The 11,218-nt window shown below is 49.7% G+C and carries 12 protein-coding genes and 2 tRNA genes; 8 read left to right on the forward strand and 6 right to left on the reverse strand.

Annotated elements, in window-relative coordinates; genetic code table 11:
* Positions 1-276: 276 nt before the first annotated feature.
* Genes ACZND6_RS11760 through rpe form a run of 3 tightly spaced genes read right to left on the reverse strand, consistent with a single transcriptional unit; the run spans position 277 to position 2,352 of the window.
* Entirely contained in the window at positions 277-966 is a 690-nt protein-coding gene (locus ACZND6_RS11760) for a uracil-DNA glycosylase (RefSeq protein WP_300874285.1), read from the reverse strand.
* On the reverse strand, positions 959-1,666 hold the full coding sequence (locus ACZND6_RS11765) for an HAD-IA family hydrolase (RefSeq protein WP_293738510.1): 708 nt from the start codon (positions 1,664-1,666) through the stop codon (positions 959-961). Before ACZND6_RS11765 ends, ACZND6_RS11760 begins: the two co-directional genes overlap by 8 nt.
* Positions 1,667-1,668: 2 nt before the next feature.
* On the reverse strand, positions 1,669-2,352 hold the full coding sequence (gene rpe / locus ACZND6_RS11770; protein WP_489524718.1) for a ribulose-phosphate 3-epimerase: 684 nt from the start codon (positions 2,350-2,352) through the stop codon (positions 1,669-1,671).
* A gap of 117 nt (positions 2,353-2,469) precedes the next feature.
* Between rpe and mltA the strand changes: the two genes are divergently transcribed.
* Positions 2,470-3,660 (forward strand): murein transglycosylase A, encoded by a 1,191-nt coding sequence (gene mltA / locus ACZND6_RS11775; RefSeq protein WP_293738512.1) that lies wholly within the window; start codon positions 2,470-2,472, stop codon positions 3,658-3,660.
* A gap of 57 nt (positions 3,661-3,717) precedes the next feature.
* Here mltA and ACZND6_RS11780 read toward each other — a convergent pair whose 3' ends face one another.
* A complete protein-coding gene (locus ACZND6_RS11780; protein ID WP_293738513.1) occupies positions 3,718-4,203 on the reverse strand; it encodes a DsbC family protein in 486 nt (161 codons plus the stop codon).
* Between the two features lie 69 nt (positions 4,204-4,272).
* Positions 4,273-5,085 (reverse strand): DsbC family protein, encoded by an 813-nt coding sequence (locus ACZND6_RS11785; RefSeq protein ID WP_293738514.1) that lies wholly within the window; start codon positions 5,083-5,085, stop codon positions 4,273-4,275.
* A gap of 168 nt (positions 5,086-5,253) precedes the next feature.
* On the opposite strand from ACZND6_RS11785, the gene ACZND6_RS11790 reads away from it, so the two are divergent.
* From ACZND6_RS11790 to ACZND6_RS11805, 4 genes are all read left to right on the forward strand, one after another.
* Positions 5,254-5,329: transfer RNA gene (locus tag ACZND6_RS11790), tRNA-Phe, on the forward strand.
* An 86-nt stretch (positions 5,330-5,415) separates the two neighbouring features.
* Positions 5,416-5,491 (forward strand) — tRNA-Phe (locus tag ACZND6_RS11795).
* Between the two features lie 200 nt (positions 5,492-5,691).
* On the forward strand, positions 5,692-6,270 hold the full coding sequence (locus ACZND6_RS11800; RefSeq protein WP_300874288.1) for a TMEM165/GDT1 family protein: 579 nt from the start codon (positions 5,692-5,694) through the stop codon (positions 6,268-6,270).
* Positions 6,271-6,360: 90 nt separating this feature from the next.
* Entirely contained in the window at positions 6,361-7,131 is a 771-nt protein-coding gene (locus tag ACZND6_RS11805; RefSeq protein ID WP_370748125.1) for a hypothetical protein, read from the forward strand.
* Here ACZND6_RS11805 and ACZND6_RS11810 read toward each other — a convergent pair.
* On the reverse strand, positions 7,088-7,639 hold the full coding sequence (locus tag ACZND6_RS11810) for a hypothetical protein (protein WP_370748126.1): 552 nt from the start codon (positions 7,637-7,639) through the stop codon (positions 7,088-7,090). The two genes, ACZND6_RS11805 and ACZND6_RS11810, sit on opposite strands and share 44 nt — an antisense overlap.
* A gap of 144 nt (positions 7,640-7,783) precedes the next feature.
* Here ACZND6_RS11810 and hemA point away from each other — a divergent pair, with 144 nt between their 5' ends.
* The 3 genes from hemA (at position 7,784) to prmC (ending at position 11,063) form a co-directional block, all read left to right on the forward strand.
* Positions 7,784-9,079 (forward strand): glutamyl-tRNA reductase, encoded by a 1,296-nt coding sequence (gene hemA / locus ACZND6_RS11815; protein ID WP_293738522.1) that lies wholly within the window; start codon positions 7,784-7,786, stop codon positions 9,077-9,079.
* 95 nt (positions 9,080-9,174) lie between these two features.
* Entirely contained in the window at positions 9,175-10,257 is a 1,083-nt protein-coding gene (gene prfA, locus ACZND6_RS11820; protein WP_278417622.1) for a peptide chain release factor 1, read from the forward strand.
* A gap of 2 nt (positions 10,258-10,259) precedes the next feature.
* On the forward strand, positions 10,260-11,063 hold the full coding sequence (gene prmC, locus ACZND6_RS11825; protein WP_293738521.1) for a peptide chain release factor N(5)-glutamine methyltransferase: 804 nt from the start codon (positions 10,260-10,262) through the stop codon (positions 11,061-11,063).
* The last annotated feature ends 155 nt before the right edge of the window (positions 11,064-11,218 follow it).

Genomic DNA, 11,218 nt, shown 5'->3' on the forward strand with positions numbered 1-11,218 from the left:
TACTCCTTCATCTCCAATAAGATCGAGCAATTTAAATTTGCAGTTTTCACCGCAGACTTCTTAGTGCCCGCTCTTATCGGTCGTCGATAAATTTTTAAAGAACTCAATCAGTTACTGCGTAGTCATCAGTAACGAGGTGCGAATTATGAAGAGGTTTTTTAGGCTTGTCAAACCTTCCTCTCGAAAAAAATCTATGATTTCTGGACAAAAATATTACTTTTCTATAAAAATCAAATAGTTACTAAAATTTAACAAATTGTAATTTAAGGGTTTCTTCTAATTATGTTTCGTCCAATTGATTGGAGAAATTCCCTTTTTAACAAGCCACTCATTTGCTTTTCTAAAATGATCGTTCCCGATGAAAGGAATCGGACCTCTCAATGCCGATAAAGGCGACGGATGATTGCTCTCTAAGATCAAACAATCTTTATTGAATTTTCGAATGAGCTTCTTCTTTTCCTGAGCCGATTTTCCCCAAAGCATAAAAACGACCGGTCTTCCCTCCGAGGCAACCTTCGCAATAATTTCACCGGTCAGTTCTTCCCAGCCTTTCTTACTGTGGCTATTGGCAATTCCCTCTACAACCGTGAGAACTGTGTTGAGAAGAAGAACGCCTTGTTTGGCCCAGCCTTCCAACTCACCCGTTCTGAATTCGGCTTCCGGGTACTCTCTTTTGATTTCTTTAAAGATGTTCCTCAGACTCGGGGGCGGCGGTACATCCTTGTTCACGGAAAACGCCAGTCCGTTTGCCTGATTGAATCCGTGGTAAGGATCCTGCCCGAGAATAACGACCTTTACTTCTCCTGCAGAGAGAAGCTCTAAAGCGCGGTACGGTTTCGGCGGGAAGATCTTCAGTCCCTCGGCTTTCTGTTTTGCCAAAAGCTGCTCAATCTTCTTTCCCGCCTCCGAATGCTCGAAATCAGAAAGAACCGGTTTCCAATCCTCTTTGATACTGCTTTCAAGCACGAGCTCCCTCCTTCGCTGGAAGAAGGGCCTTCAAATCCGAAAGATGGTCAATCATTGCTGCCGCTTCGTCACGTTTTGCAATTTCGTCCAACGGCATACCCTCGCTCCAACCGGTCCGCACAAGGATCGACAGAACTCCGGCTTGTTTCGCCGCCGAAGAATCGTTTCCTGAATCGCCAACCATCAGAACTTCTTCCGGCGCCAAACCGAGTTTCTCACAGGCATAAATAAGCGGATCGGGATACGGTTTGGGTCTTGCCGCACTGTCGCCGCCCACAACTAAATCCACAAGTTCGAGCAGCCCTTTGCCGGCCAGCGTATCCAGCGTCATTTGATAGGGCTTGTTCGTTACGATAGCTGTCTTCAGCCCCAAATTTTTGACATACTTTATGGTCTCTATCGTATCGGGATACAGCACGCCCTTTGAGTAGCGCCCCGCCTCCACATGTCTTGCCATACTTTTGACTGCTAAGTTGAACATTTCCTCAGGAAACGGCTCGTTCATGGAATCGGTCATCGCACGCCGAACTAAAACAAACATTCCTTTTCCGATGTACTTGCCGACCTTCTCTTCCGAGAGCGGAGGCTTATCAAAGTCGGAACGCATTTGGTTCACGAGTTCGGTGAGCCCCGGAAGCGTGTTAACAAGGGTGCCGTCCAGATCAAACAGTACCGCTTTCAAATTCTCAAAACGTTTCATTTTTACAGGGATGCCAGCTCGGAGCGCATGTCGTCGATAACAGCTTTGTAGTCGGCCTCGTTAAAAATTGCACTTCCTGCAACAAATGTATCCGCACCGGCTGCTGCAATTTCTCGGATATTCGATTTCTTTACACCGCCGTCTACTTCTAGAAGGACCTTGCGTCCGGAAACCTCTGCATAACTATCAAGGAGTGACCTGCACTCCTGCAGTTTTCCGATCGTGGTCGGAATAAAGGACTGTCCGCCAAATCCGGGGTTGACGCTCATAAGCAGAACCATATCGATGTTGTCGAGTTCGTAATGCAGATACTCCAGCGAAGTTGCCGGATTTAAGGCCAAACCTGGCTTGCAGCCGCAGTCACGAATCAGCCTCAGCGTCCGATCAACATGACGGCTCGCTTCCGGATGGAACGTAATAATGTTGGCACCTGCTTTCGCGAACAACGGGACAATTTCGTCCACAGGCTCAACCATGAGGTGGACATCAATCGGTGCCTCGGTATAAGGACGAATAGCTTTACATACCATCGGACCGACCGTCAGGTTCGGCACGTAGTGATTGTCCATTACATCAAAATGAATCCAGTCTGCCCCGGCAGCAATCACATCCTGAACCTCTTTTCCGAGATTCGCGAAATCAGCCGAAAGAATAGACGGCGCAATTCTGTACTTTGTCTTTGTCATTGTGACCTCCAACTCACAATTTTAAAGACTCGCGGCCGTTCCTTGAAGGACATTATTTCGAGAGATGACCGATTTGATTTTGTCCTAGAATCAGGCGTTCTTACGGAGAGTTTTTTTATGAGTAAACGCAGCATCGCATCCCTTGTTTCGGCTTTATTTTGCTTAGCATTGCTTAACGGCTGCTCCAGCAACAAACAAAAGCCTCAGGAGATTACCGAGCCCACGGAAGAAAGCGTCCGTTTTGAAATCTCTGCCTTCTCCGACATACCTTCTTCAGAGAAAGAAGATTGGGCAGCTGCGTTATCTGCATTCAAGATTTCCTGCCGCTCGATTTACCGCAAAGCAGCCTGGGCTGAAGCTTGCTCGAAAGCATCCGTCACAGACCCTCAGAATGCAGAAGCGTTCTTCAAAAATAATTTCACTCCGTGGAAAATCGAAAAACGCACAATCGGTACGCAAACCGGAACCGTTTATTCCATTTCTGACACCGGCCTCATGACCGGCTACTACGAACCTCTGCTTACTGTATCGAAACATCGAACTGAGCGGCACACCACCCCGATCCTATCCACGCCTGACGACTTAATCATTGTTGACCTAGCAGAAGCCTATCCGAAACTCAAAGGGATGCGCTTGAGAGGAAAAATTCAAGGAAGAAAACTCGTCCCTTATGACACTCGAGCAAAAATCGTGGCTCGCAAAGACCTCGACAAATATTCCATCGCGTGGAGCGATGATCCTGTCGCAGTCTTTTTCCTTCAAATTCAGGGTTCCGGAAGACTCCGCACCGAAGAGGGCGAACTTATTCGGGTCGGTTACGACGATCAAAACGGCCGTCCGTACAAGGCCGTGGGATCTTGGCTTGTCGACCAGGGCTATCTGAAACGCCACGAGTTATCCATGCAGAACATAAGGGCCTGGGCACAGAACAACCCGGACAAGGTGGACACCCTGCTCAACCAAAACCAAAGTTTTGTCTTCTTTAAAGAGAAGAAAGGCGGAGATCCCAACGAAGGACCGATCGGCGCTCAAGGACTTCCTTTGACACCCAAGGCCTCGGTCGCGGTCGACAGAAGATACATATCTCTGGGCACGCCGGTGCTGGTTTCGGTTTCCCAAACCAATCCGAACCTTAATTTCACAAAGCCGGTGGTCGCGCAAGACACGGGCGGCGCCATCAAAGGCCCAATCCGCTTTGACTTCTTCTGGGGATTCGGAGATGAGGCAGATAAAAATGCGGGCAGGCAAAAAAGCCAAGCTCGCGCCTGGCTCCTTTTACCGAACGGTATCACTCCGGAAAGCCTGTAATACCGCTCAAGCCTAATTAAGCGAAACGGCCGGATTCCGGCCGTTTGTGTTTCTTGCTTAAAGCTCTTTAGGCTCTTTACCTTCGTCTTCCTTTTCGCCTTCCTGCTCAATCTTGGAGATAAGCTCCATGGCAGTCATGAAGCCGAAGGGGCCTTCGCCGTCGGCCAGATAAATTGCCGGGACGGTTTCAATGCCCAGTTTTTCCAAAAGTTCCATGTTGTCTTCAACAATATTTTTGGCTTCTTCGGTTGCTTTTGCTTTCGGGCGATTCTCATTCATGACCCAGTCTGCCCAAGCCGCGGCAGGATCTTTTTCCGACAAAATCTCGGCTGACAGCTTCTCCGAATCTTCACCGAGAACCGGAGCCAGGTAGACAAAGATCTCCAAATCGTTGAGCTTGTCCGTATTTTCTTCAAAGAAGCGTTTGCACCAAGGGCAATTCGGGTCGGCAAAAACGGCAATGTGGTACTTCTTAACTGCGCCGAGCTTGATCGTAAAGGCCTTTTTCTCGGACCAATTGGTCAGCGGAAATTTTTTAGTCATTGGAATCTCTCCTCAATATCGATATCTTGAAATATACGAGTCTCAATGGAGAGCCCAAGAAAAACCTACTCATTCCGAGAGTTTATCTTTAGCAAGCATGTTTTCCAGGTATTCGATGCTCACGGCGCCCGGGGCTCTTTGGCCGCTCGGAACAAAGACGGTCGGAGTACCCGTCACGCCGAGCTTGCTGCCTAATGCGATATTGCGTTCGATCGCAGAGACATCGCAATTAGCACTCTTTGCCGGCGCCTGAACGCCGTCGAGCATGCGTGCTCTCCAGGCAGCGCCCTTATCCTTGGCACACCAAATATTCTGACTTTCGGCCAGGGAAGAAGGACGGATCACCGGGTAAAGGAATGTGTAAATCGTAACGTCCTTCATTTCTTTCAGACTTGCCTCAAGTTTGCGGCAGAAAGAGCAGTTCGGATCAGAGAAAACGGCAATTTGACGTGCGCCAGTGCCGTTCACGATTTTGATAGCGTCCGCAAGCGGAAGCTTGGCAAAATCGATGCGGCTGAGTCGGTCTTTCGTCTCTGCCGTCAAGTTTCTTTGTGTTTTCGTTTCAAACAGCTGGCCCACAATGATGTGATCTGCCGTGGCGTCCGAATACATAATTTCATTCTGTGCTACCACTTCATAAACACCTTTAACAGGCGTAACCGAAACCGACTCGACCGGAATTCCTAGTTTCCCCTGGAGCGTTTTTTTCAATGTGTCACAAATTTGTTTTTCATCCTGGACAGCTGCTGCAGGGGCGTTCGAGACCGACTTATCCGCCGCTGCAGCGACCGGTGCTGTTGGCGCATTCACAGCTGTTTGAGAGAAGGCGGTAAACGGCACTAAGGCTAAGAGGGCCGCACAGAGACGCTTTTTACAATTCATTCGGAACTCCGGTGTTTGAAACGTGAAGACAGTATTTTATTGCCTTCCCAGATGGGCACATTATTTCAGTATTAGGAGCTTTTGAAAGGTCCTTCATGTTTCCCCGTAGAACAACCGCAAGATTTTTCTTTAAAAGTCCTGTATAGTGCAGCTTCTCGATTGAGAGACGGCTAGATAGCTCAGTTGGTAGAGCAACGGATTGAAAATCCGTGTGTCGGTGGTTCGATTCCGCCTCTAGCCACCAGAATTTTTTCAGGTCGCTGAATTTTTCAACGTTCAGTTGCGTATTTGGAAAAACTCCTGTATATTTCGTCTTCTCGATTACGAGACGGCTAGATAGCTCAGTTGGTAGAGCAACGGATTGAAAATCCGTGTGTCGGTGGTTCGATTCCGCCTCTAGCCACCAGGATTCTTTGAGCCCGATGCCAAAAGCTTCGGGCTCAATTCTTTTTATAACTCGGGGAGTAGCCTCCTGGGGACTGTCAACAAACTTGGCAAAGCCATGGCAGTTCCGGCGCAGTCCTGCGCTTGGCGAGACCGATGAACCTTTGGACGCTTCCGGCGCGCCGAGGGCTCATTGTGCTTTTGCCGGATCGGAGAAAACTCATGGAGGCCATCCTCGTTGCCATCGGAGCGGTTGCCCTTGCTGAAATAGGCGACAAAACACAGCTCCTTGCCTTCCTTCTCGCTTCTCGGTTCAAAAAGCCCACGCCGATTATTCTTGGCATTTTGGTCGCGACGATCTTCAACCACTCTCTTGCCAGCGCGCTCGGCGCATGGATTACCCACGTCTTCAGCCCTGAAGTAATTAAATGGATCATTGTAGGTTCGTTCCTCGCCATGGCGGCATGGATTCTTATCCCGGACAAGGGCGATGACGATGCACTAAAAAATCATTCCATGCGATTCGGCGTTTTCGGCGTGACGTTTATCACCTTCTTCCTGGCGGAAATGGGCGATAAAACTCAGATTGCAACTGTTGCGCTTACCGTCAAATACGCCACGCCGGTTCTCGTGGTCATCGGCACCACGATCGGTATGCTGATTGCTGACGTTCCTGCTGTTTGGATCGGCGACAAACTCGCCCAAAAAATTCCGGTCAAACTCGTCCGCATTGCCTCCGCAGTCCTGTTTGCTGCGATCGGTATTTTGGCCGCGTTTGAATACGCACCGACCGAGCTGTAGTGTGCGTTTGTCTCAAATCAGACTTGCACCTCAACGATTCTTCGCGCCACGAGTAAACTTTCTGTGTGATACAGATAGGAGCACAAGCTTATGTCAGTTCGAAAATTATTCGCAGGGCTTTTATTTTCGGGGATCTCGCTGCTTGCGCTAAGCGGCTGTGTCGTCGGACCGGAAAACAACAACCCGACCCAGCTAACCTCCCAGTGGGTTGATCCGGCAGCTACCTTCGAACAAAAGACCATTACCGGCCTTCTCGTCGCTGCCGTCGTTGAGAATCCGACGAACCGCCGGATTTTCGAGGATATCGCATGTAATGTCTTGGCACTGCACGGCATCCCGAGCACTCCGAGTTACCGCACTATTCCTCAGGCTTCGAACCTGACAATCTTAGGAGGCGGCTTAAATTACACTGCTCTTTTCAGTGCCGCCCGATTGGCTAAGGCGAGTAATGTTTTGGCAATTCACCAAACGGGTACCAAAACCAATGTGATTTACGACCCGGGAATGACATGGGGACCGGATCCTTTCTGGGGTCCCGGACCTTGGGGCGGTCCTTTCGGGCCTGATCCCTTCTGGAGCGGCTGGGCCATCCCGCCTTCTATCACGCAGCAAAACATCATCGAGTCCAATACCGAACTCGTCAGTGTTAAAACCGGCGCCGTGTTGTGGACGGGCGCTTTCTCTACGGTAAGCGACCAGGCGCCGATCACTCAAACGCTGCAGGAATATGTCGGAATGGTGCTTCAGGCAATTTTGAACAACGGCTTCTTGATTCCGGTCAGTATGCCGAATTACCAAATCCAACCTGCGGCTAAATTCAATCCGCAGTCTGCTGGGAGCGCGGGCGCCCTTCCTCGTTAAAAAGTCTGGCAATTCTGGCGCAGTCTTGAATGTGCTGATTCCCGATCCACTTCAAGGCTGCAAAGGAAAGACCTGCCGCAGCAGCCTGACCGGCTATCGGCAGCCATTTAGCTGCCTGTGCAGCCGTCAGCTGAATGCTTAGCTTTTTAAGAACGGCAAGAACTAAGGACTTCGTGATCAGTTTCCCTGCCCAGGCGCTTCCCGTCACGGTAATCAGCTGAAACAACTGAACCTGTTTGTCCGTCGAAAGGTGCTGAATTTGCTGAGGTGTGAGTCCGAATTCCTGATTAATGAAATTGAGAATAGACATCAGCATCGTCACGTCCACCGTTACGTTGATGCCGGGTATCGGGATGGCACTTGCACCCGCTGTCACTAAGGCACGCTGCGTTACAAACTTTTTCGTACGAGCGATACAGTCGAGGATAGCCTGCTCATCCGGAGGTATTTCCTTCAATTTTGTCTCTGCAGGTAAATCCTTCTGTTTAATGATGGTCAAAGCCCTCATACTCTCATCCTTGCCTAAGCGACTAAACTTAAGGCATAAATAATGCTCTATTTTTAATATTAATAACTAAGCTGCGCAAATGGTCCGACTTATTTTAGTCAGGCCGCCCGATAAGCGGCGCTGTTGGACACAATAGATAGAAAGATGAATCTTTTCGCCCTGGGATTGAACCATAACACTGCTCCTCTCGCTTTGAGAGAGAAGGTTGCTTTTTCTTCTGAAGAGCTGGATACCGCAAACCAAAAGATTCGAGCCATGCTCGGAAATCCTGCCGGTGGCGGTATCAAAGAGGTCGCAATTTTATCGACCTGTAACCGCACGGAAATTTATTGTGCGGCTGAAGACTCCGAACTTGCCTCCAAAAAACTGAAAGAATTCTTGGCCGAAAGCAAGGGCGTGAAGTTCAATGAACTTGAGGAACACCTTTATGTCTACTTAAATGACGACGCCGCTCGCCACGCCTTCAGAGTAGCCTCTGGCCTGGATTCGATGGTGTTGGGCGAAACCCAGATCGTCGGCCAGATGAAAAAGGCAGTGAAAACTGCCCAGAACAACCATGGCCTGGGCGTATTTCTGAACTACCTTTTCCAAAAGACATTTGCGGTCGCCAAAGAAGTCCGTTCTAAAACCGAGATCGGCGCCCACTCCGTATCCTTGGCGGCTGCCGGCGTCCGAGTCGCCTCGAGCATCTTCGGTTCTTTAGAAAACTCCAACATATTGTTTATCGGCGCCGGAGAGATGATTGAGCTCTGTGCCGCTCATTTCTGCGCGCAAAAACCGAAGAACGTCGCCGTTGCAAACAGAACTATCGCTAGAGCGGCAGCTTTGGCGGAAACAATCGGTGCAAAAGCCGTCGGACTCGTCGACCTTCCGGAAATTCTTCCGGAGTACGACATCCTGATCACTTGTACGGCCAGCACGCTTCCCATCATCGGTCTCGGCATGGTTCAAAGTGCTCTGAAGCGCCGTAAGCATCGCCCGATCTTCATGATCGACCTTGCGGTTCCCAGAGACATTGAACGCGAAGTTGATGATTTGGACGAAGTTTACGTTTACACCGTGGACGATCTCGGGAAAGTCGTTCAGTCGGGTATCCAGGGACGTAAAGCTGCCGTCGAGCAGGCAGACCGACTCATCGAAATCAAAGTCGATGAATTTAAGTGCTGGATGACGACGCGCTCCTCCATTCCTCAAATTCTGAGTCTTCAGGAACGAGCTGACACCCTCCGCGTAATGGAGCTTGAAAAAGCCAAAAAAGCCATTCAAAAAGGCGGCGATGCCAACGAAATTTTAGAAGCTATGTCTCACGGTCTGATGAAGAAGTTTATTCATGATCCGCTGACGGTGCTGCGCAATGATCCCAACCTCTCGCAGGAAGACTACGAAAAAGTTCTGCATTTGCTCGATCGCTTCTATCACTACCACATCCATCATCGCTAACTGTGCGAAAATTCAGCAATATCTGCCTTCACTTTGAAGGCTTTTTGTGTTGATATTTCAACTAAAATCGAACAAATTCGTCTAAAAGCACTGACATGAAAGACACAATGCGCTCCAAGCTGACCCAACTGGTCAGACGACTTGAAGAAATCGATCAGAATCTTCAAGACCCCGATGTCACATCCAATATGGACCAATTCCGAGCACTCTCTAAGGAACGTGCGGAAATTGAACCTGTCGTTTTAAAAGCTAAAGAATACGAGCAGGCAGAAGAAGACCTTGCTGCTGCCGAGGAAATGCTTTCCGATGAAGAGATGAAGGAATTCGCTTCTGAGGAAATCAAAGCGGCCAAGAAGGCAATCGAGCAGATTTCTTCAGAATTAGAAATCCTTCTGCTTCCGAAAGATCCCAACGACGACAAAAACATCTATCTCGAAATCCGCGCCGGCACGGGCGGTGACGAGTCCGCGCTCTTTGCCGGAGATTTGTTCAGAATGTATTCGCGCTACGCCGAGCGTCAGAAATGGCAGGTCGAATTTGTCTCTGCCAGCCCTTCCGATTTAGGCGGCTACAAAGAAATCGTCGTGAAAATCGTGGGCCAAGGCGCTTATTCCAAACTGAAGTTTGAAAGCGGCGGCCATCGCGTACAGCGTGTTCCGGAAACCGAGTCTCAGGGCCGCGTACACACCTCTGCCTGCACGGTTGCCGTCCTCCCGGAAGCCGACGAAATAGGCGATGTCGTCATCGATCCTTCCGAGCTCAGAATTGACGTTTACCGCGCATCCGGCGCCGGCGGCCAGCACATTCAGAAAACAGAAAGTGCTGTTCGTATTACACACCTTCCTACCGGTATTGTGGTCGAATGCCAGGACGAACGAAGCCAGCACAAGAACAAAGAGCGAGCCATGGGCGTTCTGATCTCACGTATTCATGCTGCCCAAGTCGCCGAAGTTCAGGCCAAGGAATCGAGCATGCGTAAATCTCTGATCGGTTCCGGAGACAGAAGCGAACGTATCCGCACTTACAACTACCCGCAGGGCCGAGTTACCGACCACCGCATCAACCTGACGCTTTACAAGCTTGATTCGATCATGGACGGCGATCTCGACTGTCTGATTTCTCCGCTCACAACCGAGCATCAGGCCGAGCAGCTGGCGGCTCTTGCCGAAGGAGAATAACTTTGACGACCGTCCGTGAATGGCTGCTCTCCGGCTCGCTGGATTCGATTGATAAGAGTTTCATGCTCGAGCACGTGTGCGGTATGAATAAAGCCGCACAACTCATTCACGGCGATCGAGTTCTTTCTTCTGACGAAGAACGCAAACTTTCCGGCATCGCAAAAAAACGCTCTGAAGGCGTCCCGCTCCCTTACCTTCTCGGTACACAGGAGTTTTTCGGGCGCCCTTTTCTTGTCAATCCGTCGGTGCTGATTCCTCGGCCTGACACTGAGTGTCTCGTCGAGTGGCTCATCGAACATCTCCCCAAAAACGCTCTTGCCTGCGACTTAGGCACAGGTTCCGGGTGCATTGCCGCCACCGTAGCCCTAGAACGACCTGATCTCACGGTATGGGCCTCAGATCTCTCGGAAAGTGCCTTGGCAGTGGCCCAAGCCAACTGCAAGGCTCTAGGCGCCGACGTCAAACTTGTTCAAGGTTCGTGGCTGGAGCCTTATCCGGCTGAGTTATCTTTTGATGCTGTCATCTCTAACCCGCCTTACATCGAAGGCGACGACAAACATCTAGACGCCCTTCGATATGAACCAAGAAGCGCTTTAACCGACGAATCCGACGGTTTAATTGCGTATAGAACCATTCTTCCGCAAATAAAGAAAAGGGCGCCCAGGGTGCAGTTAGTCGCTGTTGAGCACGGCTGGAATCAAGGAGAGGCCGTTCGGAGTATTTTTGAAGAGAATGGATTTAAAGGTTCTGAGACTTTCCAGGATTACGGAAACAATCCGCGTTTCACGACTTGGCTAAAAAATTAACCAAGATACGAAAAAAGCCCCGATCAACCCCGAACTCCCAGAACATAGCTCCGAGATTTTTTCATTTTGAGAAAAATCTTTCGTAAATTTAAATAGTTGAAATTGACTCTAAGGGTAATTCCTGCTATTATAGTCTATATTTATATATAAGGACT

It is taken from the genome of Parasutterella sp. (assembly GCF_057870745.1).

What these genes read in the sequence shown, in the direction of transcription:
- ACZND6_RS11805 (WP_370748125.1), top strand. Translation starts at nt 6,361, where the DNA reads ATGTCAGTTCGAAAATTATTCGCAGGGCTTTTATTTTCGGGGATCTCG.
- ACZND6_RS11810 (WP_370748126.1), bottom strand. Translation starts at nt 7,639, where the DNA reads ATGAGGGCTTTGACCATCATTAAACAGAAGGATTTACCTGCAGAGACA.
- ACZND6_RS11785 (WP_293738514.1), bottom strand. Translation starts at nt 5,085, where the DNA reads ATGAATTGTAAAAAGCGTCTCTGTGCGGCCCTCTTAGCCTTAGTGCCG.
- ACZND6_RS11800 (WP_300874288.1), top strand. Translation starts at nt 5,692, where the DNA reads ATGGAGGCCATCCTCGTTGCCATCGGAGCGGTTGCCCTTGCTGAAATA.
- ACZND6_RS11765 (WP_293738510.1), bottom strand. Translation starts at nt 1,666, where the DNA reads ATGAAACGTTTTGAGAATTTGAAAGCGGTACTGTTTGATCTGGACGGC.
- prfA (WP_278417622.1), top strand. Translation starts at nt 9,175, where the DNA reads ATGAAAGACACAATGCGCTCCAAGCTGACCCAACTGGTCAGACGACTT.
- mltA (WP_293738512.1), top strand. Translation starts at nt 2,470, where the DNA reads ATGAGTAAACGCAGCATCGCATCCCTTGTTTCGGCTTTATTTTGCTTA.
- hemA (WP_293738522.1), top strand. Translation starts at nt 7,784, where the DNA reads ATGAATCTTTTCGCCCTGGGATTGAACCATAACACTGCTCCTCTCGCT.
- ACZND6_RS11780 (WP_293738513.1), bottom strand. Translation starts at nt 4,203, where the DNA reads ATGACTAAAAAATTTCCGCTGACCAATTGGTCCGAGAAAAAGGCCTTT.
- rpe (WP_489524718.1), bottom strand. Translation starts at nt 2,352, where the DNA reads ATGACAAAGACAAAGTACAGAATTGCGCCGTCTATTCTTTCGGCTGAT.